Here is a 23,299-nt window from a genome sequence, read left to right as displayed (position 1 = left end):
CTCGAGCACGGTCGAGGTCAAGTTCGACCGACGCTCAGCTCGCGGACGCTCAGCTTGTGGACCTTCAGCGCACCGGCTCTCGAGTAACGTGAACCCGTCGGGCGAGAGAAGGGCACACGTGAGCACACGGTCGATGGTCGGGTTGTTCGCCGGAATCGGCGGGCTCGAGCTGGGGTTGGCCGAGGCAGGGTGGACGACGCAGCTGTTGTGCGAAATCGATCCGGGTGCCGGCGCGGTGCTGTCGGCGCGCATGCCGAACGTTCCGCTGCACACCGACGTCACCACGCTGCGCAGCCTGCCCACCGGCACCGAACTCGTGGCCGCCGGCTTCCCCTGCCAGGACCTCTCCCAGGCCGGACGGACCGCAGGCATCACCGGGGCTCGTTCCGGGCTGGTCGACGAGGTGTTCCGGCTGGTCTCACGTCGCCGCGGCCCGCGGTGGCTGTTGATGGAGAACGTGCCGTTCATGCTGCAACTCGGACGTGGCGCAGCGATGCGACACATCACCGACGCGCTCGAGGACCTCGGCTACATGTGGGCCTACCGCGTCGTCGACGCCCGTGCGTTCGGGTTGCCGCAGCGTCGACAGCGCGTGGTGATGCTGGCTTCGCGCACCGACGATCCGCGTGAGGTGCTGTTCTCGCAGGATGCCGGGCCGTTGCCCGACGGCGATCCGAGTACTGCGCCCTGCGGCTTCTACTGGACCGAGGGCACCCGCGGACTGGGCTGGGCCGTCAACGCCGTCCCCACCCTCAAAGGCGGCTCGTCCCTCGGCATCGCCAGTCCGCCGGCCGTGCGGTTGCCGTCCGGGGAGATCGTCACGCCCGGCATCATCGGGGCCGAGCGGCTGCAGGGGTTCGATCCGGACTGGACGCTGCCCGCGGTCGAGCGCGCCGGGGTGCGCACCGGGCATCGCTGGAAGCTCGTCGGGAATGCCGTCAGTGTGCGGATGGCGTCGTGGGTGGCCGGTGCACTCGACGACCCGAAGCCCTACGACGTCGCAGGCGATACCGCATTGCTGCCCGGTCAGGCCTGGCCGACGGCCGCGTGGGGCCGAGACCGCGCGAGCTTCAAGGTGACCGTCTCGACCATGCCGGTGCACCAACCGCCCGAGGACCTGATCGACTTCCTGGACGACTCCACCCTGCTGTCGGCGCGAGCCACGGCAGGGTTCCTCAAGCGCGCGCGAGCCGGCAACCTCCGCTTCGCCGACGGCTTTCTCGACGACCTCGACGCCCACCTCGAGCGCATGGGTGGGTACACGCAACGGGTGTCGGTGTGAGCGTGAAACGCCCCGTCACCGACGCGAAAACCAGTGCACGGCTCAGTAAGCAACGCCGCCGCGACACCAAACCGGAAGTGGCGCTGCGTCGAGAGTTGCACCGACGAGGACTGCGCTACTTCGTCGACCGCGCCCCGCTGAAGGGCATGCGGCGTCGAGCAGATCTGGTGTTCCCCCGTCGCAAAGTCGCGGTCTACGTCGACGGTTGCTTCTGGCACAGTTGCCCCATTCACGCGACGAGACCCCGCAACAACGCCCGGTGGTGGGCCGACAAGCTGGCTGCCAACGTGGCCCGCGACCGCGACACCGACACCCGCCTGATCGAGGAAGGCTGGCGCGTCGTGCGGATCTGGGAACACGAGGACCCGGTCGTCGCCGCCCAACGCGTCGTCGACGATCTTGCTGCAGATCCGATAGTGACCGACTGAAACCCACAGCACTCCCCGCGCGTCCAACCTGATGATCGGTCGATTCGAGTCGGGGGATGAGGACAGTGCGTAAAGGTTGGGTGCTTGCGGCGATGGCAGCGGCGATGTCGGTATGGACCAGTGGATGCGCGGTGGTGTTGCTCGGCAGCGCGTTCCCCGCCGGCAGTGCGTCGCCGACGGGACAGAACCGGTACGGATTCGAGATGTCGGAGGCAGACCGCTATCTGGCCGACTCGGCGGCCTTCGTCCGCAGCCTCGATCCCTGCGGCTTCCTCACCGAGGACGACCTCACCGCCCTCGGCACCGTGGTGCAGCTCCGACCGGACGGCGAACTGAGTAGCTGCTCGGCAGAAGTCGACCCTGGGCGATCGGACGCCACGGACTCCGTGTCGATCAAGCTGAACGGATACCAGCCGACGCCGGCCGACCCGAACTTCGAGCAAGTCACGATCGGCGACGAACAGGTGTATATCGACGGCGCCTCCCGAGGGACGTGCCGCGTCAGCTTCCCGCTCCGCGACGAGTTCGACGGCACCACCTCCGGGCCCATGGACGATGTCCTCACCGAATCCGGTCGTAGTTTCGCCACGATCGACGTCTATCTTGCTGACGGAGACGCCTGCAGTGCAGCGAAATCCGTCACCGAGACCGCACTCGGCCTCGTGAGCGATCCACCACTACGTGCCGATTCCAGGTACAACCTGCCGTTGGCCACGAAGGATCCGTGCAGCGTTCTGGAGCATCTGCCCGAGACCTGGACGGTCGACCGGTGGAACCCTGCCGCGGATCCGTACGGCTGCCACTTCGAGGCGTCGTCGGCGACGTTCGAGGACAACCTGGTACTGCTCGACGTCGCGCTCACCTACGACGACAGCGACTTGCGTTCGACAGATCGCGTGAAGATCCGGCAGGGCGGTTACACCGTGGAGACTCGCGACTCGGATTCGGTGTGTTCGGCCGACATCGTGTTGGGCAACCCCGTTCTCGGCCTGCCCGATAACGAGGACTCGGCCGCGCGCTACGCCCGCACAGTTCCCGAGCTGTCCGTCATGGCGGACGACTGCGACTCCGCCGTCGCGCTGGCGGTGGCAGCTGCCGACGAGCTCACTGGTTAGCCTTGGTCGGTGCGCTCGAAAACCGAAGGTGTGGATATCCGCCGAGTAATCGCGGTGGTGTTTCTGATCCTCGCCGGGTTGCTGTACTCCGCGTGGGTGGCCGAATTCTTCCTCGACACCGGGCTCGACCCGGCCCGATCCTTCCTCAGCGAACTCGATGCCCGCGATCAGCCGTACCGCGAATTTTTCTCCACTGCAGACGTGGTCACGGGTTCGCTGATGATCCTCGCCGCCGTACTCGGTTTCCTCGTCAGCCCTCGCCGACGGCTCGTCGTCACCGGCTGGGTGGCGTCGGGCATCTTCGGTATCGCCACCATCGCCGACGCGAAACTGCCACTCGAGTGTGTGGCCGCCGACGATCCGAGCTGTCCGATCGAGCCCAGCGGGTTGTTCCCCCAGCTTCATCATCTTCACGCTCTGACGAGCACCATCGCGGTGTTCGCGATTTTCACGGTCATGATCGCATTCACGCTCGCCGCATTCCGCTATCGGGCCTATCCCCTGCTTCGGACGCTCGGTGTCGCGGTGCTGGCCATCACCGCCCTGGCCACGGCGTGGCTGTTGATCGCCGACAACCTTCCCGGCGATCATGGCCTCGGCATCGCTCAGCGGGTGCAGGTAGGCGGGATGTCGGCGTATCTGGTGGTGCTGGGGTGTGCGCTTAGACTCGGCGCATGTCTTTCACCGCGACCGAACTGAACGGTTCCAAGGCAGAGCAGTACCAGCAGCTCACCGAGCAGGCCCGCGGCCTGGTGTTCGAGGAATCGAACCTGATCGCCAACGCCGCCAACCTCTCCGCACTGGTGTATCACGCTCTGCCCGAGGTCAACTGGGTCGGCTTCTACCTGTTCGACGGCACCGAACTGGTGGTCGGTCCGTTCCAGGGCCAGCCTGCCTGTGTTCGTATCGCGCTGAGCAAAGGGGTCTGCGGCGCTGCCGCGACCACCCGCGAGACACAGCGAGTGGCCGACGTTCATGCCTTCCCCGGCCACATCGCGTGCGATGCCAACACTCGCTCCGAGGTCGTCGTTCCGCTGTACCAGGGCGAGAAGCTGATCGGTGTATTCGATCTGGACAGCCCGATACCCGATCGCTTCGACGCCGACGATCAGGCCGGCCTCGAAGCGATCGCGGCGGTGTTCCTCGGTTCGATCAGCTAGACGCTGCTGCCTCGAAGAACCAGGCCATGACCAACGCACCGGGGTCGACGACGCCTCGCGCGGCCTCACCGACATAGCTGGCGCGGCCGCGGTTGGCGGTGATGTCCTTGGTCGATTCGGCTCCGGTCTTCGCGGCGTCGGCGGCATCCTGCAGGGTGCCGCCGTCTTTCTCGAGCGCGTCGACAGCCGGGGCAATGGCGTCGATCATCGTCTTGTCGCCCACGCGGGCTCCACCGAGTTCGGTGATGCTGTCCAGTCCGGCCCGCGCGGCCGCTGCGACAGCCGCGGCAGATGGCTCGGATTCGAGCATCGTTCGGTAGAACTGGCGGAACCAGATACCGAACAGTGCGCCGGACGTACCGCCTGCGTGGCCGAGGTAGGCCTCGCTCACGGCTTCGAATACCGTTGCTGCCGAATAGGTTTCCTTGATCGCGTCGAGGTCGAGTTGTTCCAGTGCGGCCACCATGTTGGTACCGAAGTCGCCGTCACCCGCCTTGCGATCCAACTCGGTCAGAGCGGGCTCCTCGTCGAGTACCCGCTGGGCCCACGACCCGATCCACTCCGAGACGAATGCCGACTTCTCTCCGGTCTCGGACGGCGAGAATGTCGGCCCGAATGTGCCGCGCTCGCCGACCGGTTTCGCGCCTTGGCTCTGCGCGTTGGGCCAACCGGGCGCATCGGTGGGGGCATCCCAGAGCTCGAGCATCTCGTCGTCGGCGCGCACCAGAGTGATGGACGCTCCACCCATGTTGAGTGCGGTGACAAAACTTCCGACGAGTGAGCGGGTTATCTCGATGCCCTTACCCGCGAGGTACTCCGAGAGTTCCCCGAACAGCAGATGCAGTTCGAGCGGGTGCGTTGCACCGAGCCCGTTGACGATGGCGATCACCGATTCGCCCGAGTTCAATCCGAGCGAGCTCACGATAGGCTCGGTCAGCTTCTCGACGACCTCCTGAGCAGGCAGCCGGGACACCCGGTCGGTGCCGCGCTCACCGTGGATACCGATGCCGAGTTCGATTTCCTCCTTGGGCAATTCGAACGACGGGCCGTCGGCACCCGGTAGCGTCGGCGGGTTCAGTGCGACCGCCATGCTGCGTGCGTTCTCCGCTGTTCGACGCCCCAGCGCGACCACCGCCTGCAGGCTGTCGCCACGTTCTGCCGCTGCGCCGCACACCTTTTCGACGACGATGGTCGCGGCAGTGCCACGGCGACCCGGGCCGTCCTCGCTCTCGCTGGCCACGTCGTCGTCGACGAGAACGACATCGGCTGCAATACCGTCTTCCTGCAACAAGTCTCGGGCGATCTTGAAGTTCATCACGTCGCCGGTGTAGTTCTTCACGATGTGCACCACTCCGCCGCCGGAGTCCACGGCCTTGGATGCCTCGTGTACTTGGAGGGCGTTCGGTGACGTGAACACCAGGCCGGGGCACGCGCCGGTGAGCATGCCGCGACCGATGAATCCGGCATGCATCGGCTCGTGGCCCGATCCGCCACCGGACAGCAGCGCGACTTGACCGTCGGAGATGCGATAGCGACGGGTGAGGAATCCGGGATCGGCGTGCCAGGTGACGTCGTCGGTGGCGGCCACGAAGCCGCGGAGGGCGTCGGCGACGAATGTTCGAGGAGAATTGGAGAACATTCCTTCACACTAAGCCTCCATTGTCGGCTTCGGTGAGCTGCCGGGCCGCCGCGCGTCTACAGTCGCGAAGATGACCACCGAGACCTGGGCTTTCGACGCATCGGACGGCGGGCAGCTGGCTGTTCGGACGGATGTCACCGGGAGGGCATCGAAGATGGGGCATCGACTCACGATTGCGGTGACCTCCTGGACCGCGACGGTCGAGTGGTCCGGGGACGCCCCCACCGCGGTGTCACTGACCGCCGAGGTCGGCTCACTCGAGGTGATCCACGGCGAGGGCGGACTGACACCGCTGATCGGGCCGGAGAAGATCGTCGCAAAAGCCAACGCACTCAAGACCTTCGACGCCAATCGGTACCCGACAATTCGATTTCGTTCGGAGGAGATCACTGCCGTTGCCTCCGGATTTCGCTTGGCGGGCACCGCCGAGATACACGGTGTCTCGAAGGAGATCACCGTGGACGTGGACGTCACCGACTCCGGCGACAGATGGCAGATCGGTTCCGAAACTACCGTGCGTCAAACGGATTACAAGATCACGCCGTATTCGCAGATGTTCGGAGCCATGAAGGTGGCAGACGACGTGACCGTCACGTTCGACGCCGAGTATCGCAAGCCCTGAGCCTTCCCAATTCACCTGCAATGGTGGACACTACGGCGGTGAACCGAAATCGATGGACGATCGGATCGTGCGCATCGGCCCTGGTGTTGGCCGCAGCCCTGACCGCAGGCTGCAGCAGTCCGGCGACCACGTCCCCGGACGGACCTCCCGGAGTGAACGTCAACGGAGTGGGCGAAGTCCAGGGTGCACCGGACACGTTGACGACTCAGATCGGCGTTCAGGCCACAGCCGAGGACGTCACTGCCGCCATCGAACAGGCCAATGCTGCAGTTACCGAGGTGACCGACGCAGTGATTGCTGCCGGCGTCGCGCGCGAGGACATTCAGACGCAGCAGGTGTCGATCGATCCGCAGTACTCCGGAGCACTGCCGGGCGGCACCTCGGCCATCTCCGGATATCAGGCCACCAACACGTTGCAGGTCACGGTGCGCGACCTGTCGAAGGCGTCTGCAGTCCTGGGCGACGCCACCTCCGCCGGTGGCAACGCGACCCGAATCTCCGGGGTCTCGTTCAAGATCGACGACGATTCCGAGCTGATCACCGATGCCCGGTCCAGGGCGTTCGCCGACGCCCGCGATCGCGCCGAGCAGTATGCGTCGCTCGCAGGCGGCGAACTCGGTGACGTTCTGTCGATCACCGAGTCGATCACCGGTCAGGAGCAGCCGACGAGCTTTCGCGACTCCGCTTCGTTCGACACGGCAGTGCCCATCGAACCGGGACAGCAGACCGTCAGCGTGTCCGTGTCGGTGAAGTGGGCGCTGAACTAGCGCAGCGAGTTACTGCCGCTGCAACTATTGCTCCACTGAAGAGGTTGCAGACCGGGGATTCGCCGACTCGAGCCCTGGAGTGGAGCACAAGTTGCAGGACCCCCACGCACGGGCTCAGCCGGCCGGCGGGGGCGGCAGCCGGTAGTTCACCGGGGTCGTCGAGAAATCCACCGGATTTCGGACGCCCTCGGCCACTGCCCCGGGAACCTCGATGCGTGGTTCGAGACCCAACGACTGCGCGAACGCGAAGGCCTCCTCGATGGAATTGACCGGCCCGGCGGGAACGTTGCGGGCCATCAGTTCTCGATACCATTCGTCCGCAGTACGCGTCCGCAACGCCGAGTTCAGGATGTCGACCAACTGATCTCGATGTTCGACGCGAGCAGAATTGGACGAGAAGCGTTGATCCGCAGCCACATCCGGGGTACCCAGCACGTCGACCAGCGCCTGAAATTGCCGATCGTTGCCCACCGCTAACGCGAGCGGTCGGTCGGCGGTCTCGAACACCTCGTACGGCACCAACGACGGATGCTTGTTGCCCATCGGAACCGGCACGGTGCCCGCCCCGAGATATGCCGCCGACTGGTTGCTCAACGCGGACAGTACCGACGCCATCAGCGAGGTGTGCACCTGCTGACCCGCACCGGTGTTCGATCGATGATGCAGTGCGGCAAGGATTCCGCTCAGCGCATGCAGACCGGTGACGATATCGACCATCGCCACGCCCACTTTCGTCGGTGTGGATGCGTCGGGGCCGGTGACGCTCATCAGCCCGCCGACAGCTTGGACCACCAGATCGTATCCAGGGAGAGCAGCACCACCGCCGGTACCGAAGCCGGTGATCGAGCAGTAGATCAGGCCGGGGTTCGTCTGCGCGACAGCCGAATAGCCGAGACCGAGCCGGTCCATCGTTCCGGCGCGGAAGTTCTCGATCACAACATCTGCGCCCGCGACGATCTCACGGGCCTCGGCCACACCGCTCTCGGACTGCAGGTCGATGAACCGAGACGTCTTGTTTCGATTGACCGAGTTGAAATACGTTGCCGTACCGGCAGAATCGTACGGCGGACCCCACAATCGGGTGTCGTCGCCGCTGCCGGGCCGCTCGATCTTGATCACGTCCGCGCCCATGTCGCCGAGCATCATCGTCGCGTACGGTCCGGCGAGTACACGAGAGAAGTCCGCGACCACGAGGCCGGTGAGCGGACCGGTGGCGTCTGTCATCGGTCCACTGTATTGCGCGGCCGGCTGCAGTTCAGTTCAGGTCCGGAACGAACGCTGCCAGGACGGCAACCATCGTGTCCACGATCTGCTCGATAGGTGGACGAGGCGGAGCAGTGCGGGACCAGTCGGAGACGATCTCGGTGAGCGCACCGAGGAATGCCGTTGCGGCCAAGCGGTATCCACCCGGGGGAACGAAATCGGAACCGACTTCCGAGCGCAGGGTGTTCTCGAAGAACTCCACCCACTGCGCACGACGGCGCGTCCGATGCTGTTCGACGGCATCGCTGACACCCAACATCTCCAGATAGGAGATGCGCGCCCGACGTGGGTCACCTCCGATCGATCCGACCAGGGCCGTCATCGCTGCGACGACCAGCGAGCGACGATCACGGTCGACCTGCTCGTCGAGTGCGGCGACGACGGCGGCCAGCGCGTCGTCTTGGATCAGGTCGTAGACGTCCACGAGCAGCGCCTCACGGTTGGCGAACTCACTGTAGAACTGACTGCGTGCGAGGCCGGCCGCGGCGCAGATGTCCGCCACCGAGGTGGCGGCGTATCCGCGTCCCCCGATGACCTCGATAGCCGCGTGCAAGAACCGAGCTCGTCGATCGGCTTTCCGAACAGCGGAGGATCGTCCGGCGTAGATGCGGCCCTGATCATCGGCGACAGTCACCGAGGGAGTCTACAGGCGACGCACCGCTCGCAGCCCCGCTGATCAGTTCCATCACGACCCGATCGGCTTCCCGAACAATCCGGCGATTATCTCGCCGACGGCCGCGACGAACGTCGGGTGCGCACGCGTGTCGAGCGCCATCGAGCCGACATCTTTCGTCCGGCAACCCGGTTCCACCGGAACACCGGCAAATCGGTCGCGCATCCACAACACCGCACTCGGAAAAGCGATCAGCTCCAAGCTGATGTGCTCACTGAAATGATCGCGGGTGTAGGTGACGTCGGCACCCGGACGGCTGCAGTACGACTCGACCATCGCGTTGACCGGCCCGATCGGCACCAGCCAGTCCGGGTTGGAATGGTAGACGTAGAGCGGCATGTTCGGAGTGGTGCGGCCGAGCTGCATCGCAGACAGGGCCTTCTTCACCACCGGTTGCTGGATCGGGTCGCCGTCGGTGTGCAGCAAGCCTTTCAGGTTGACGAACGGCAGCAGCGCCGACGAGTAGCCGACACAAAGGTTGTCCTTGGCCGCGAACAACGTTCTACCGAACGGGTCGACGTGTTCGTCGATGAAGGCGGCCAACTCGGGACTCTCGCGGCTGGCACCGATGATGCCGGCGGCCACGATGCCCGATCCCAGGGTGTTGTTCGCGTTGTCGACCAATGCCCCGAGTTCGGCCGGGGTGCCGCCCTCGGTGACTCCGACGATATCGAGCTCAGGGGCGTAGTTTTCGGCCAGTTCTGCTGCGTGCCCGGTGGCGATCGCGCCACCGGAGTAGCCGCTCATCCCCACCTTGGTGGCCGCCCCAGCCAACTGCATTGGCGCGAAATTCTCGGCAGCTCGGATGCCGTCGAGTGTGATCCGGCCGGCGACCGGCCCGGCGGCGAACGAATTGTTCGGGCCCTGATGATCGGGTACCGACACCGCCCATCCTTGCGCCAACGCTGCCTGCACTTCGAGGAATTGAGCGCCCGACGTCACCGCGCCGGTCACCGGCCAGGGGATGGCACCCGCTCGCATCGCGTACGACGGAGCGCAGTAGGCCGCGAGAGAATCCTCGGCCACCTGGATGGAGATCAACGGACGCGGTGCCGCAGGCACTCCCCGCGGCTTGATGACCGTGGTCACGGCGGCGATCGGCTCGTCGCGCCCGTTGTTGGACCGGAACGACAACTGCCACGCGTCGACCTGCGTGGGAATGACGTTCAGAGTAGCCAGCTCGACGGGCCGTGCGGCGATGATCTGGCCCGGCGCGGCCGCTGCCACCACGTCGGCGGGAGGAAGGTAGAAGTCGGTGTCGAACTCGGGAATCTTCGGCCACGTGAGCGGCGGCAGAGGCGGCTGAACCTCCACACCGGCCGGACCGCTGGATTCGGGTGCAGCGGAAGCGGGGCTGGTCGTAGCGGCAACGGCGGCGGCTACGGTCGCCACACCGATCGCTACCCGCAGCGTCCAAGATCGGGCAGAAGACACGGCTCTACTCCTTCGCGCCGGACAACGGGGTCCACAGGACGCGCGCCCGGCGACATTTCGTACAGCGCATCCGACGATCTTGGACACCGATGTCCGAGATGGTGCTCAGAACTGTAGAGCGAAGTGGCGTGGATAACAATCCCCGAAACGAAAAAGATTCAGAACTGAATCGAGCCCAATTGCACGGGGTAGTTCCCGTTCGTCACGCGACGGCGAAAGACCGCTTCGCCAAACCGAACTGGAAGCCGGTGATGGCCGTCGTCACCGGAGCTTCCGGATTCTCGGCGGCACCGAGGGTGACGAACAACGGCGTGAAATGTTCGACAGTGGGGTGCGCGTACGGCATTCCCGGTGCGGCACTGCGGAAGTCGGCGAGAGTCCCGACGTCACCGCGAGACAAGGCGTCGGCTGCCCAGAGGTCGAAGTCCTCGGACCACGTCGGCACGGTGTTGGTTGCGAAATTCTCCCGGGACAGGAACGGCAGTCCGTGGGTCATGAACCCGGAACCGATGACCAACACACCCTCGGCCCGAAGTTCCTTCAGCGCAGCGCCTATCGACATCAGCCGATCGGGCGCGTGCGTAGGCAGGCTCAATTGCAGAACCGGGACATCGGCATAGGGATACATGACCTTCAGCGGCACCCAGGCACCGTGATCGAGTCCGCGCGCGGTGTGCCGATGCAGGTTCTCCGACGCCGGAATGGCCGCGGCCACCCGTGCAGCCAGCGCCTGAGCGTCGGGAGTTCGGTATTCCATCGAGTAGTAACGCTGCGCAAATCCGCCGAAGTCGTAGACGAGTGGCGTCGCCGCAGCCGTCGCGGACAGGCTCAACGGGGCCTCTTCCCAGTGCGCGCTGACGATCAGGATCGCCTTCGGCTTGGGCATCGACTGCGACCAGGTGAATAGCTCGTTCATCCAGAGCGCGTCGTCGAACACCGGGGGCGCACCGTGACTGATGTACAGCGCGGGCATCGGCCCATCGTGTGGGGTCCACATCTGCTGCGACCGGCTCGCGGGTGCTGCGTCGGCGAGAAACGCATCGAATGCGGCACCCGCGACGGGCGGGTTCATCACAGAAGTCATGGCGGGTCCTTCGAAGTACCTAAGTTGAATCTTCAACTTAGCACCCATTGGGAATTCCGGCCAGCATCGATACTCTCGAATGTATGCCGGACGCCGTCTATCGCGCCCCGATGCCATATGGCGTCGAGCGTGCCCTCACCTACGGACTCTGCGGCATGTCGGCGAACGACGAACGCTCGCTACGACGGGTCGAGCGTTTCGAGCAGGTCGCGGACGGATCTTTCGTCTGGACGCGAACCGAGCACGGCGAGTACTTCCTCGGCCGAATTTCCGGCCCTCTGCGGGAAGATCTCAGCGCCGACGCGGTGGCGTCGAACCTGATCTTCGTACGGAACTGCGAGTGGACGAGCGAGCCGATTCCCGAGCACGAGGTACCCGCCGCCACGCTTCGGACATTCGCGCGCGGCGGGCGAAACTTTCAGCAGACACACGACCCTCAGGTCGCCGCGGAGTCGGCTAACGTGTGGCGAGCGCGAGGTCGCTGACCTGGGGATCTACCTGGACCACCGAGTAGCCCTTGATCTCGAACTTGTTCTCACCCTCGGGTGGTCCGAGCACAGCGCGAACGATCAGCGTCGCGGCGGCAGCGACGAGTGCGATCACGATGACCACTGCTGCCACGATCAACAGGGTGCGGGGACCGCCGAACAGGTTCTTCGAGCTCATGGGTCCATCATGACCCCTCCGGGATGAGACATGAATTGCGCATACTGAAGTGATACAGGTGTTGATCAGATGAGTTCGTGGCTACAGTGAATCCGTGACCGCCGCACCCGAGCCCGATTTCTGGTCGTTCATCGACACCGCCAACACCACACTGGCCCGGGAGTACGGGTTCGAGCATCAGCTGGCCACCGAGGTTCTGCTGACACTGAACCGAGCGTCGAACATCGTCACGTACGACCTCGAGTCGACGGTTCATCGCCCCAGAGGCTGGTCGTGGTCATCGTTTCGGCTGATGTTCGTCACGTGGCTCGCCGGCCCGATCGAGCCGCGACGAGCAGCCGAATTGACCGGCATGAGCCGCGCCGCAGTGTCGAACCTGTCCAAGACACTCATCTCCGGCGGCCTGCTCGCCAGCACGCCCGACGAGAAGGACGGACGTTCGGTGCGCCTCGCCCTGACCGCATTGGGGCACGACGAGATGGTCGAGGCATTCGCCGAACAGAACGAACGGGAGAACGCATGGGTCAGCGCGCTCACCGAACCCGAACAGCGAATCCTGGTGATGCTGTTGACCAAACTGATCACCAACCGCAGCCAGTTCGACGTCCGGGGGCGCAACTGACGGTTGCGTAGATCACGTCAAAGTAGTTAATGTATTTACTACAAGCGGTGACCGAACTCAGGAGAGAGAACGTGGCCTACTACCGGCAGCTCGGATCGGTACCGCCGAAGCGGCACACCCAGCACCGAACTCCCGACGGCAACCTCTACTACGAGGAGCTGATGGGCGAAGAGGGCTTCTCATCGGATTCGTCTCTGCTGTACCACCGCCACATACCGTCGGCCATCGTCGATGCCACGGTGTGGGACCTTCCCGATCAATCGACGACGCCCAACCATCCGCTCGTGCCGCGGCACCTGAAGTTGCACGAGCTGTTTCCCGAATCCACGGTGGCGGACACCGACGTCGTCACCGGCCGACGCCTCGTTCTCGGCAACGCCGACGTCAGACTGTCCTACGTCGTCGCATCGAAAACTTCACCGCTGTATCGCAATTCGATCGGTGACGAGATGGTCTACGTCGAATCCGGTTCTGCCACCGTTGAAACGGTGTTCGGTACTCTCCCGGCGCAGCAGGGTGACTACGTGCTCATCCCGCGCGCGACGACGCACCGTTGGATTCCTGACGGCCCCCTGCGCGCCTACGCCATCGAGGCCAACAGTCACATCGCGCCACCGAAGCGGTTCCTGTCGAAGTACGGCCAGTTGCTCGAGAACGCTCCCTACTGCGAACGCGATCTGCACGGCCCCACCGAGCCTCTGGTCGTCGAGGGCAGCGACGTGGAAGTGCTTGTCAAACATCGTGGTTCGACGGGAATCATCGGAACCCGATACGTGTATCCGCACCACCCGTTCGACGTGGTCGGTTGGGACGGCTGCCTGTACCCGTATACGTTCAACATCTCCGACTACGAACCGATCACCGGCCGTGTGCATCAACCGCCGCCTGCGCATCAGGCATTCGAGGGGGCCAACTTCGTGATCTGTAATTTCGTTCCGCGCAAGGTCGACTACCACCCGCTAGCAATTCCGGTGCCGTACTACCACTCCAACGTCGACTCCGACGAGATCATGTTCTACGTCGGCGGCGACTACGAGGCCCGCAAGGGTTCCGGAATCGGCCAGGGTTCGATCTCGGTGCATCCGGGCGGTCATGCTCACGGTCCGCAACCCGGTGCATACGAACGTAGTATCGGTGCCGAGTTCTTCGACGAATTGGCCGTCATGGTCGATACTTTCCGCCCCCTCGAACTCGGCGAAGGAGCGCTCGCGTGCGAGGACACCGGGTACGCGTGGACGTGGGCAGGCCGGGGGCCGAACCGATGATCCCGAAGTTCTTCCATCGCCTGTGCGACGACGCCGCTGCCTTCCCTCCCGGCAATGCACCACTCGATGTTGCTGCAGCACAACATCTCGAGTACCGGGCGAGTTCTTTCGCAGACCTCGTCGGCCCGTTGGTCGTTCCGATGGACCGGGTGCACGAACTCGTCCTGGGCGCCCGGATGGAGGTCGCGTTGACCGCACCTGCCGGTCCGGGCAGCGTGGAGGCAGGCCTACGCGCCGCCGACCGGACCGCCGGCGTGACGGTCGTTGCCGTCGAAGTGGCCGTACCCGAGGGCACGAACATCGACGCCTTGCGCAACATCACTCAGGACGTCGACATCTATGTCGAAATTCCCCGAGACTCCCGACGAGACGACATCTTCGACGCAGTCGACGAGTTCGGGTATCGAGCCAAATTCAGGACCGGCGGCGTCGCGGCCGACGAGTACCCGGACGAGCGGGAGCTTGCCGCGTCCATCTACGAGGCGGCACAACGCGAGGTCCACTTCAAAACCACCGCGGGTCTGCATCATGCCGCCCGTAACACCGATCCCCACAACGGTTTCGAGCAACACGGTTTCCTCAACGTGATCCTCGCCGCGCAGGCCGCACACAGCGGCGCACGCGTCGGTGAGCTCGAGAAGATCCTGGCAATCCGGGACGCCGACGTCCTCGCCGGTCTCGTCGCCGGGATCGAGGGTCAACGCGCCTTCGCATCGTTCGGCACCTGCAGCATCCGCGAACCCCTGGACGACCTCGTCCGCCTCGGACTCGTCCCACCTCAGTGAACCAAGGAGCGCGCCGTTCATGACGCACATCGACATCCCCGCCGACTCCGAGTTCGGAATCGACAACCTTCCTTACGGCATTTTCAGTACTCCTGGTTCGGACGCTCGAGTCGGAGTCCGGTACGGCGACACTGTGATCGATCTGTTTGTCGCTCTGAACGATTCGGATTTCGCCTCGCCCAGCCTCAATGCTTTCATGGCGCGCGGCCGCAGTCGGTGGGTCGAGGTCCGCGAGTCCGTCACCGCCATGATCGTCAGTGACACGACCACCGCGGAAGCGATCGTCTCGGTTTCCGATGTCACGATGCACCTGCCGTTCGAAGTTGCGGACTACGTGGACTTCTACGCGTCCGAGCACCACGCGTCCAATCTCGGCCGACTCTTCCGGCCCGATGCCGAACCGCTGCTACCGAATTGGAAGCACCTGCCCGTGGCGTATCACGGCCGGGCAGGCACGGTTGTCGTCTCCGGCACCGACATCACCCGGCCTTGCGGTCAGCGCAAGGCACCCGACGAGCCATCGCCCACCTTCGGTCCGAGTCGGCGACTGGACATCGAAGCCGAGATGGGCTTCGTCGTCGGCATTCCGGCAGATGGCCCCATCTCGCCGGATCAGTTCTCCGAGCACGTGTTCGGTGCCGTCATCGTCAACGACTGGTCTGCTCGCGACATCCAGGCCTGGGAGTACGTGCCGCTGGGCCCGAACCTCGGCAAAAGTTTCGCGACGTCCATCTCACCGTGGGTGGTCCCCTTGCTCGCGTTGGAACAGGCTCGGGTGTCGACGCCGACTCAGGACCCCGCGCCACTCGAACACCTCCGCGAATCTCGTTCCTGGGCACTCGATATCGATCTGTCCGTCACGTGGAACGGCCACGTCGTATCCCGTCCGCCGTACAGTTCGATGTATTGGTCGCCGGCCCAGATGCTGGCTCACGAGACCAGCAACGGCGCGACATCCCGAACCGGTGACCTGTTCGCGTCGGGCACCATCTCGGGACCCGAGAAGAATCAGCGCGGCGCATTCATCGAACTCACCTGGGGCGGAACGGAACCGGTGTCACTCGGCGCGGGGACCCGGACGTTCCTCGAAGACGGCGACGAGGTCGTCATCGCCGCCAGCGCCCCGGGACCGAACGGATCGCGCATCGGGTTCGGCGACGTCCATGGCCGGATCGTTCCGGCCTGAGGCCCATCACTCGCGCGTCCGTCGGTATGCGGGGGCTCTGGGGGTTCGATCGGACTCGGCGCTGTTGAGCAACGGCAGTGCCCGGAACTCGACCAATTGCGAGAGTACGACAACACTGGTCGACCGCGCGATCGTGCGAGATTGATTGAGCGCGATCAACGTCCGCTGCAGATCGTCATGAGACGCCGCGGCGACCCGGCACAACACATCGCCGACGCCGGTTGTCGCGAATGCCTCCAACACTCCGGGTATCTGCTCCAGGACGGCGACGACGTCACCGAGCGCACCCTGGGCAATCTCCAATGTGACGAACGCCTGCACGCCGTAACCGGCTGCTGCCAAACCGATTCGAGGCTGATAGCCGGTGATGACACCGCTGTCCTCCAATCGCTGCAGGCGGGCCGACACAGTCGCACGTGCAACACCGAGCGTTCGCGACAGCTCGAGCACACCGATCCGCGAATTGTCGTGCAGCGCAGCGAGCATCGCGCGGTCCAATTCGTCCAACGTCGATTCCATGACGCACCTCCACTTTGCTATAAGAATCGTATAGCAAACTGCGGAAGAACCTGCCCTATCTGCACAGCACGGACAGCTATTCAGGCGTCGATTGACTCCCCTGCACCGCGATGCTGGGCTGAGCGGAATAGTGCGCCTCACTCGGACCAACCAGGAGCTTTCATGAGCCTCGACAACATCCTCAACGACGACGAGAAGCTCGCCGATCTCGACGCCGATCAGCTGCGGCAGCTCGTCGGTCTGGTCGAGTACGACGACAAGCGCGACCCCTTCCCGGTCAGTGGCTGGGACGCCATCGTGTGGGTGGTCGGCAACGCGACGCAGACCGCGCACTTCTTCCAGTCCGCCTTCGGCATGGAGCTCGTTGCGTACTCGGGCCCGACCACCGGCCAACGCGACCACCACGCGTACGTGCTCAAGTCCGGCGCAGTGCGTTTCGTCATCAAGGGAGCCGTCGACCCCGACAGCGAACTGGTCGCACACCACACGCGCCACGGCGACGGCGTCGTCGACATCGCGCTGGCCGTGCCGGACGTGGACCGGTGCATCGAACATGCGCGAGCCCAGGGCGCGCGCGTACTACAAGAACCGACCGACATGTCCGACGAGCACGGCACGGTCCGCACCGCGGCCATCGCGACCTACGGCGACACCCGACACACGCTCGTCGACCGATCCCGCTACACCGGCACCTACCTCCCCGGTTATGTGCCACGCACGTCGACGTTGCAGCGACCGGAGGGCGCTCCCAAGCGCATCTTCCAGGCTCTCGATCACGTGGTCGGCAATGTCGAGCTCGGCAAGATGGACGAGTGGGTCGACTTCTACCACCGCGTCATGGGCTTCACGAACATGGCCGAGTTCGTCGGGGCCGACATCGCCACCGATTACTCGGCCTTGATGAGCAAGGTCGTCTCCAACGGCAACCACCGAGTGAAGTTCCCGCTGAACGAGCCGGCCATCGCGAAGAAGCGCTCACAGATCGACGAGTACCTGGATTTCTACCGCGGCCCGGGCGCACAGCATCTGGCGCTGGCGACCAACGACATCCTGTCTTCGGTCGATGCGCTCCGCGCGGCGGGCGTCGAATTTCTCGCCACTCCTGATTCGTACTACGAGGATCCCGCACTGCGAGCCCGTATCGGTAAGGTCCGAGTGCCGATCGAAGAGTTGCAGAAGCGCGGAATTCTCGTCGACCGAGACGAGGACGGGTACCTACTGCAGATCTTCACCAAGCCGCTGGTCGATCGCCCGACGGTGTTCTTCGAGATGATCGAACGCCACGGCTCGCTCGGCTTCGGCATCGGAAACTTCAAGGCACTGTTCGAGGCCATCGAACGTGAGCAGGACGCTCGCGGCAACTTCTGACCCGTACCCCGAACGACGCCGCCCACTGTCAGCGTTCGGTGGGCGGCGCAGTTCGTCCCAGACCACCTCGGTCCTCGTCGAAGATCAACCACGTGCGCGTCGCCCGGACGCCGTCGAGCGATTGCAGGCCCTCCAGCACGACTTGCCGCAGACTCTCGTTGTCGGGAGTCCTGATGAGTACCAGCACGTCGAAATCCCCTCCGAGCAAACTGAAGTGGTCGACGAATTCCATCGACCGCAACCCCTCGGACACACTGCGCCACGAATCCTGACGGATCGACAACGCGATGAACGCCGAGGTCCCTAGCCCGGACGCCCCGTGATCCACCTGCACGGTGAACCGTTCGATGACACCCGCATCCTTGAGCCTGTCCACCCGTGTATAGGTATGTGCCCGAGAGAGATTCAAACGATCGGCCAGCACCCGCATCGAGACCCGCCCGTCGGCAGTCAGCTCGGCGAGGATGCGACGATCCGTGTCGTCCAATTCCACACGTCTCGAGACGTCGTCCATTCGTCCGCTCCTACCTGGTGGTTCGCTACGCCGATCCGACAGATAGTCAGTTCGTACCTGAAATGTCGGCAATATGTCTGCAATCCTACGACCATAGGACTTCCTCCTCACCGATTCGGCCAGAATCACCGTACAAGCCGATCTCAGGAGAGTGCCCCATGACGACCGTCGAGAAGGTTCCGGCAACGTCCTACCAACAGTTCATGCCTGCCGATCGTCCCGTGCAGTACCTCGCACCCGATGGGACGGGCGTGGACAGTGCCGCCCGCTACGCACACCCGTCGAACGAACGCTTGCTCGAGATGTACCGATCGATGGTCCACGGTCGCCGATTCGACCAGCAGGCAACGGCATTGACCAAGCAGGGTCGGCTCGCGGTGTACCCGTCCTCGCGCGGACAGGAGGCCTGCCAGATCGCGGCCGCCCTCTGCCTGGGTGAGCAGGACTGGATGTTTCCGACGTACCGTGACTCGATGGCTCTCGCGGCGCGAGGCGTCGACCAGGTGGAGTTGCTCGGTATGCTCGCCGGCTACTGGCACTGCGGATACGATCCCACCGCCTACAAGGTCGCTCCCCAATGCACGCCTCTGGCAACACAATTGCTGCACGCGACCGGTTTCGCCTACGCCGAGGCCAAGCAGGGACGAGACACCATCGCCCTCGCGTTCTGCGGTGACGGCGCGACCAGTGAAGGCGACTTCCACGAGGCCCTCAACTTTGCCGCGGTGTTCCGCGCACCGGTGATCTTCCTGGTCCAGAACAACGGATTCGCCATCAGCGTTCCGCTGGCACGTCAAAGTGCAGCACCCTCGTTGTCGCACAAGGGAGTCGGCTACGGCATCGGCAGCGAGCAGGTCGACGGCAACGACCCGATCGCCATGATGGCCGTGATGGACGAGGCAGTGAAGTACGTCCGAGCAGGCAAAGGACCGGTGGTCGTCGAGGCGCACACCTACCGCATGGACGCCCACACCAATGCCGACGACGCCACGCGCTACCGCAAGGCAGACGAGGTGGAAGGGTGGTTGGCCCGAGATCCGCTCTCGCGCCTCGATTCTTACCTCGAAGCCCAGGGTCTGCTCACCGACGATCTGCGCGAACAGATGACGGTATCGGCCGACGCCGATGCCGCGGCACTTCGCGCGGGCATGAACGTCGAGCAGGACGTCGACCCCGAGGATCTGTTCCGGTTCGTCTACTCCTCCCCCACCCCCGGCCTGATCGAACAGCGAAACCAGGTCGCCGCCGAGATCGCAGCAGGAGAACTGTCATGACCACGATGACCATGGCCGGAGCCCTGAACGCCGCCCTGCGCGACGCGTTGACCGAGGACGAGAAGGTCGTCGTCTTCGGCGAGGATGTCGGCACGCTCGGCGGCGTCTTTCGCGTCACCGACGGACTGACCCGAGACTTCGGTGACGATCGTTGCTTCGACACCCCGCTCGCGGAGTCGGGCATCGTCGGATTTGCGATCGGGATGGCGATGTCGGGCTACAAGCCCGTCGTCGAGATGCAGTTCGACGCCTTCGCCTACCCAGCTTTCGAGCAGATCGTGTCCCATGTTGCCAAGCTGCGCAACAGAACTCGCGGATTACTCACCGCGCCGATGGTCATCCGCATCCCGTTCGCGGGAGGTATCGGCGGCGTCGAACATCACTGCGACTCGTCCGAGGCGTACTACGCCCACACCCCGGGCCTGAAAGTCGTCTCGCCGTCCACCGTCGCCGACGCGTACTCGCTGATGCGTGATGCCATCGCCGATCCGGATCCGGTGATCTTTCTCGAACCGAAACGGCTGTACTTCTCCAAGGACGACATCGAGCTGACCAAGACCGAGCCGATCGGCACCGCCGTCGTGCGTCGTGCCGGTACCGACGTCACGCTTCTCGCCTACGGACCCACCGTGTCGGTGGCCATGCAGGCCGCAGAGTTCGCAGCCGAGGACGGCCGGAGCGTCGAGGTGATCGATCTGCGGTCGATCAATCCGTTCGACGACGAAACCGTCGCAGCCTCGGTACGGAAGACCGGACGCTGCATCGTGATTCAGGAAGCGCAGGGGTTTTCCGGCGTCGCCGCGGAGATCGCCTCGCGCGTCTCCGAGCGTTGTTTCCATCACCTGCACGCTCCGGTACTGCGGGTGACCGGACTCGACATTCCCTACCCTGCACCGAAACTCGAGCACTTTCACCTGCCGTCCGCCGACCGTGTGCTCGATGCCATGGACCGACTGCAGTGGAACGATGCCCCCGACCTCAGCAAGGCGGTCACGGTATGAGCATGCAGGTATTCCTGCTCCCCGATCTCGGTGAAGGACTGACCGAGGCCGAGATCGTGGAGTGGAAGGTCAAGCCCGGCGATACCGTCACCATCGATCAGGTCGTCGTCGAAGTAGAGACGGCAAAAGCGTCCGTCGAGGTGCCCTGCCCCTTCGAGGGTGTTGTCGGCGAACTGCATGCGGCCGAGGGCACCTCACTCGCCGTCGGCGCGCCGCTCATCAGCATCACCGGCGGTGCCGTCGCCGATACGCCTGCAGCCCACGAGCGATACCGCGAAGAAGAACGCGCCGGCTCAGGAAATGTGCTGATCGGCTATGGCACGGGACACGGCCCGACCGGCCGTCGAAAAAGAGCTTCGCACGTGAGTGAAAACTCGACCCAGACTACGAATTTCCACTCACATGCACCGAAGGTGCTCTCCCCCATCGTTCGGAGCATGGCACTGCAGGGTGGGCTGGATCTGGCGTCTATCGATGTCGCTGGCAGTCATGGAGTCATCACCCGCGCGGACGTGGAACGGGCACTGTCCTCGAGCACTCCCAGTGCCGAGGGCGTCACGCGAATTCCCATCACCGGGATTCGTAAGACCATCGCCGACAAACTCTCTCGCAGTCGTACGGAGATTCCCGAGGCGACCGTCTGGGTCGACGTCGACGCGACGGCTCTGCTGCAAGCCCGACGTGACCTCGACGCCTCCATCGACGGCGTGAAGGTGACGCTGCTAGCGGTGCTGGCAAAGCTGACGATGATCGCGCTGTCCAAATTCCCCGAGCTCAACAGCACGGTCGATACTGCGGCGGGCGAGATTCTGCGCTACGAGAACGTCGGACTCGGCATTGCCGCGCAGACCGATCGCGGATTGATGGTTCCTGTTGTGCCGCAGGCCGACAAGGCCGATCTGAAGGAACTGTCCGAGCGACTGGCCGAGCTGACCGAGCTGGCGCGAACCGGCTCCCTGCCCGCAGCCCGGCTGAGCGGTGGAACATTCACGCTGAATAACTACGGAGTTTTCGGGGTCGACGGCTCGGCCGCGATCATCAACCATCCCGAAGCCGCGATCCTGGGCATCGGACGCATCATCGACCGCCCGTGGGTGGTCGACGGCCAATTGGCCGTCCGCAAGGTTGCGCAGCTGTCATTGGCGTTCGATCACCGCGTGTGCGACGGCGGAGTGGCCGGCGGTTTCTTGCGCACCGTGGCCGATTTCGTCGAGAACCCCGTCGTTGCATTGGGATCCGTCCGATGAGCGACGTGGACGTCCTCATCGTCGGCGGTGGATCGGGTGGGTACTCCTGTGCCCTGAGGGCTGAGCAACTCGGCCTGACGGTCGCATTGGTCGAGGAGGACAAGCTCGGCGGCACTTGCCTCCATCGCGGGTGCATCCCCACCAAGGCTCTGCTGCACACGGCCGAGGTTGCCGATGCGGTGCGCAGTGCGGCGCACGTCGGCGTCACGGCATCGTTTGCTGGCGTGGATATGCTTGCGGCATTGGGCTATCAGCGCAGTGTGGTCGCCGGCCTGTACTCCGGACTGCAAGGCTTGTTGAAACGTCCGGGAATCGAGATCGTCTCGGGCCGTGGTCAGGTGGTCGGTCCTCGCACCGTTGAGGTGGAGGGTCGACGCATCACCGGGGCTTCGCTGGTTCTCGCCACCGGGTCGTATTCGCGCACCATCCCCGGTATCGAAGTGGGACCTCGCGTACTCACCAGCGACGACGCATTGGCACTCGACCGAGTTCCGGAGTCGGTCGTCGTGCTCGGTGGCGGTGTTATCGGCATCGAATTCGCCAGCATCTGGGCATCGTTCGGTGCCAAGGTCACCGTCGTCGAGGCGCTCGATCGCATCGTGCCCGGTGAAGATGAATGGGCCTCGAAGCAGTTGACCAAAGCACTACGCAAGCGCGGCATCGATATTCGTACCGGCACCAAGGTGGAGACCGTCACCGAGTCGTCCGACGACTTCGCGGTGGCGCTGTCCTCCGGCGACACCCTCTCGACGGATCTCGTGCTCGTCTCCGTCGGACGCGGCCCCCGCACCGATGGCCTCGGTCTGGCCGAGCAGGGCATCGCCACCGAACGTGGCTTCGTCACTGTCGACGACAATCTGCTCACCACCGCAGACGGCGTCTATGCCGTCGGCGACATCGTGGCGGGCTATCAGTTGGCTCACCGCGGATTCCAGCACGGCATGTTCGTCGCCGAACACATTGCCGGACTCGCGCCGGCACGTATCGACGGCGATCTCGTTCCGCGCGTGACCTATTCGCATCCGGAGGTGGCGTCGGTCGGTCTCACCGAGAAGGCCGCGGAGGAAAAGTACGGCACCGTGACCTCTGTGGTCTACGACCTCGGCGGCAACGGCAAGAGCCGCATCCTCGCCACTGCAGGTGGCGTCAAGGTGATTCGTGCACGCGAGGACGGCCCTGTTGTGGGAGTCCACCTCGTCGGTGACCGCGTGGGCGAGCTGATCGGCGAGGCGCAACTCGCGGTGGCATGGGAAGCACTGCCATCGGAGGTCGGTAGCTTCGTGCACGCCCACCCCACTCAGAACGAAGCATTCGGTGAGGCAATGATGGCGCTCTCGGGTAGGCCGTTGCACGCGCACAGCTGAGCATTGGTGGTCGATGTCTTT

The 23,299-nt window shown here is 64.5% G+C and carries 25 protein-coding genes; 17 read left to right on the top strand and 8 right to left on the bottom strand.

The window, feature by feature from the left end:
• The first annotated feature begins 133 nt into the window (after positions 1-133).
• From J2X62_RS16435 to J2X62_RS16415, 5 genes are read left to right on the top strand one after another with little or no spacing between them, the layout of a single operon-like run.
• The gene (locus tag J2X62_RS16435; RefSeq protein WP_176457981.1) at positions 134-1,282 is read left to right on the top strand and encodes a DNA cytosine methyltransferase; all 1,149 of its coding nucleotides are present in this window, start codon (positions 134-136) and stop codon (positions 1,280-1,282) included.
• Positions 1,283-1,284: 2 nt separating this feature from the next.
• Positions 1,285-1,710 carry a very short patch repair endonuclease gene (locus J2X62_RS16430; protein WP_310182443.1) on the top strand — a complete coding sequence of 142 codons (426 nt, stop codon included), beginning with the start codon at positions 1,285-1,287 and terminating at the stop codon, positions 1,708-1,710.
• Between the two features lie 56 nt (positions 1,711-1,766).
• Positions 1,767-2,825: a hypothetical protein gene (locus tag J2X62_RS16425; RefSeq protein ID WP_310181943.1), complete on the top strand. Its 1,059-nt coding sequence runs from the start codon at positions 1,767-1,769 to the stop codon at positions 2,823-2,825.
• A gap of 9 nt (positions 2,826-2,834) precedes the next feature.
• Positions 2,835-3,524: a DUF998 domain-containing protein gene (locus J2X62_RS16420; protein WP_230592070.1), complete on the top strand. Its 690-nt coding sequence runs from the start codon at positions 2,835-2,837 to the stop codon at positions 3,522-3,524.
• Positions 3,500-3,985 carry a GAF domain-containing protein gene (locus J2X62_RS16415; RefSeq protein WP_204858629.1) on the top strand — a complete coding sequence of 162 codons (486 nt, stop codon included), beginning with the start codon at positions 3,500-3,502 and terminating at the stop codon, positions 3,983-3,985. The genes J2X62_RS16420 and J2X62_RS16415 overlap by 25 nt, the downstream gene beginning before the upstream one ends.
• Here J2X62_RS16415 and dhaL read toward each other — a convergent pair.
• Entirely contained in the window at positions 3,978-5,624 is a 1,647-nt protein-coding gene (gene dhaL / locus J2X62_RS16410) for a dihydroxyacetone kinase subunit DhaL (protein WP_310181936.1), read from the bottom strand. The genes J2X62_RS16415 and dhaL overlap by 8 nt on opposite strands.
• Before the next feature lie 70 nt (positions 5,625-5,694).
• Between dhaL and J2X62_RS16405 the strand changes: the two genes are divergently transcribed.
• On the top strand, positions 5,695-6,246 hold the full coding sequence (locus J2X62_RS16405) for a YceI family protein (protein WP_032388009.1): 552 nt from the start codon (positions 5,695-5,697) through the stop codon (positions 6,244-6,246).
• Between the two features lie 38 nt (positions 6,247-6,284).
• Entirely contained in the window at positions 6,285-7,013 is a 729-nt protein-coding gene (locus J2X62_RS16400; protein ID WP_230072852.1) for an SIMPL domain-containing protein, read from the top strand.
• 114 nt (positions 7,014-7,127) lie between these two features.
• On the opposite strand, the gene J2X62_RS16395 is transcribed toward J2X62_RS16400, so the two are convergent.
• The 4 genes from J2X62_RS16395 to J2X62_RS16380 all read right to left on the bottom strand — a co-directional run bounded on the left by J2X62_RS16395 (position 7,128) and on the right by J2X62_RS16380 (position 11,467).
• Entirely contained in the window at positions 7,128-8,237 is a 1,110-nt protein-coding gene (locus J2X62_RS16395; RefSeq protein WP_310181931.1) for a CoA transferase, read from the bottom strand.
• Between the two features lie 31 nt (positions 8,238-8,268).
• Complete coding sequence (locus J2X62_RS16390; protein WP_032368661.1) at positions 8,269-8,910, bottom strand: TetR/AcrR family transcriptional regulator; 642 nt, start codon at positions 8,908-8,910, stop codon at positions 8,269-8,271.
• 51 nt (positions 8,911-8,961) lie between these two features.
• Positions 8,962-10,383, bottom strand: a complete 1,422-nt coding sequence (locus J2X62_RS16385) for a lipase family protein (protein ID WP_310181927.1) — start codon at positions 10,381-10,383, stop codon at positions 8,962-8,964.
• Positions 10,384-10,585: 202 nt separating this feature from the next.
• Positions 10,586-11,467 carry a dioxygenase gene (locus J2X62_RS16380; protein ID WP_094623077.1) on the bottom strand — a complete coding sequence of 294 codons (882 nt, stop codon included), beginning with the start codon at positions 11,465-11,467 and terminating at the stop codon, positions 10,586-10,588.
• 83 nt (positions 11,468-11,550) lie between these two features.
• On the opposite strand from J2X62_RS16380, the gene J2X62_RS16375 reads away from it, so the two are divergent.
• Positions 11,551-11,952, top strand: coding sequence for a GAF domain-containing protein (locus J2X62_RS16375; RefSeq protein WP_310181922.1), 402 nt, complete (start codon positions 11,551-11,553; stop codon positions 11,950-11,952).
• Here J2X62_RS16375 and J2X62_RS16370 read toward each other — a convergent pair.
• On the bottom strand, positions 11,924-12,133 hold the full coding sequence (locus J2X62_RS16370) for a hypothetical protein (protein WP_094693806.1): 210 nt from the start codon (positions 12,131-12,133) through the stop codon (positions 11,924-11,926). The two genes, J2X62_RS16375 and J2X62_RS16370, sit on opposite strands and share 29 nt — an antisense overlap.
• A gap of 94 nt (positions 12,134-12,227) precedes the next feature.
• Here J2X62_RS16370 and J2X62_RS16365 point away from each other — a divergent pair, with 94 nt between their 5' ends.
• The 4 genes from J2X62_RS16365 to fahA all read left to right on the top strand — a co-directional run bounded on the left by J2X62_RS16365 (position 12,228) and on the right by fahA (position 15,991).
• Positions 12,228-12,755: a MarR family winged helix-turn-helix transcriptional regulator gene (locus tag J2X62_RS16365; RefSeq protein WP_283541793.1), complete on the top strand. Its 528-nt coding sequence runs from the start codon at positions 12,228-12,230 to the stop codon at positions 12,753-12,755.
• A gap of 71 nt (positions 12,756-12,826) precedes the next feature.
• On the top strand, positions 12,827-14,020 hold the full coding sequence (locus J2X62_RS16360; RefSeq protein ID WP_310182441.1) for a homogentisate 1,2-dioxygenase: 1,194 nt from the start codon (positions 12,827-12,829) through the stop codon (positions 14,018-14,020).
• Complete coding sequence (locus J2X62_RS16355; RefSeq protein ID WP_310181917.1) at positions 13,966-14,805, top strand: hypothetical protein; 840 nt, start codon at positions 13,966-13,968, stop codon at positions 14,803-14,805. Before J2X62_RS16360 ends, J2X62_RS16355 begins: the two co-directional genes overlap by 55 nt.
• 19 nt (positions 14,806-14,824) lie before the next feature.
• Positions 14,825-15,991 (top strand): fumarylacetoacetase, encoded by a 1,167-nt coding sequence (gene fahA, locus J2X62_RS16350; protein ID WP_310181915.1) that lies wholly within the window; start codon positions 14,825-14,827, stop codon positions 15,989-15,991.
• Positions 15,992-15,997: 6 nt separating this feature from the next.
• Here the strand turns inward: fahA and J2X62_RS16345 are convergent, their stop codons facing one another.
• Positions 15,998-16,510: an Lrp/AsnC family transcriptional regulator gene (locus tag J2X62_RS16345; RefSeq protein ID WP_057472508.1), complete on the bottom strand. Its 513-nt coding sequence runs from the start codon at positions 16,508-16,510 to the stop codon at positions 15,998-16,000.
• A gap of 162 nt (positions 16,511-16,672) precedes the next feature.
• Here J2X62_RS16345 and hppD point away from each other — a divergent pair, with 162 nt between their 5' ends.
• Positions 16,673-17,878 carry a 4-hydroxyphenylpyruvate dioxygenase gene (gene hppD / locus J2X62_RS16340; RefSeq protein WP_048316976.1) on the top strand — a complete coding sequence of 402 codons (1,206 nt, stop codon included), beginning with the start codon at positions 16,673-16,675 and terminating at the stop codon, positions 17,876-17,878.
• 28 nt (positions 17,879-17,906) lie between these two features.
• Here hppD and J2X62_RS16335 read toward each other — a convergent pair whose 3' ends face one another.
• On the bottom strand, positions 17,907-18,392 hold the full coding sequence (locus J2X62_RS16335; protein ID WP_032368670.1) for an Lrp/AsnC family transcriptional regulator: 486 nt from the start codon (positions 18,390-18,392) through the stop codon (positions 17,907-17,909).
• 158 nt (positions 18,393-18,550) lie between these two features.
• On the opposite strand from J2X62_RS16335, the gene J2X62_RS16330 reads away from it, so the two are divergent.
• Genes J2X62_RS16330 through lpdA form a run of 4 tightly spaced genes read left to right on the top strand, consistent with a single transcriptional unit; the run spans position 18,551 to position 23,278 of the window.
• Positions 18,551-19,666 (top strand): thiamine pyrophosphate-dependent dehydrogenase E1 component subunit alpha, encoded by a 1,116-nt coding sequence (locus J2X62_RS16330; RefSeq protein ID WP_094651622.1) that lies wholly within the window; start codon positions 18,551-18,553, stop codon positions 19,664-19,666.
• Positions 19,663-20,667 (top strand): alpha-ketoacid dehydrogenase subunit beta, encoded by a 1,005-nt coding sequence (locus J2X62_RS16325; protein ID WP_204847061.1) that lies wholly within the window; start codon positions 19,663-19,665, stop codon positions 20,665-20,667. Before J2X62_RS16330 ends, J2X62_RS16325 begins: the two co-directional genes overlap by 4 nt.
• Positions 20,664-21,914, top strand: a complete 1,251-nt coding sequence (locus J2X62_RS16320) for a dihydrolipoamide acetyltransferase family protein (protein WP_310181906.1) — start codon at positions 20,664-20,666, stop codon at positions 21,912-21,914. The genes J2X62_RS16325 and J2X62_RS16320 overlap by 4 nt, the downstream gene beginning before the upstream one ends.
• Entirely contained in the window at positions 21,911-23,278 is a 1,368-nt protein-coding gene (gene lpdA / locus J2X62_RS16315; RefSeq protein ID WP_310181904.1) for a dihydrolipoyl dehydrogenase, read from the top strand. The genes J2X62_RS16320 and lpdA overlap by 4 nt, the downstream gene beginning before the upstream one ends.
• Positions 23,279-23,299: the final 21 nt, after the last annotated feature.

It is taken from the genome of Rhodococcus sp. 3258 (genome assembly GCF_031456475.1).
In the GTDB taxonomy this organism is placed as follows: Bacteria; Actinomycetota; Actinomycetes; order Mycobacteriales; family Mycobacteriaceae; genus Rhodococcoides; species Rhodococcoides fascians.
The sequence above is the reverse complement of the archived record's forward strand: the minus strand, read 5'-3'. Positions and strand labels throughout refer to the sequence as shown.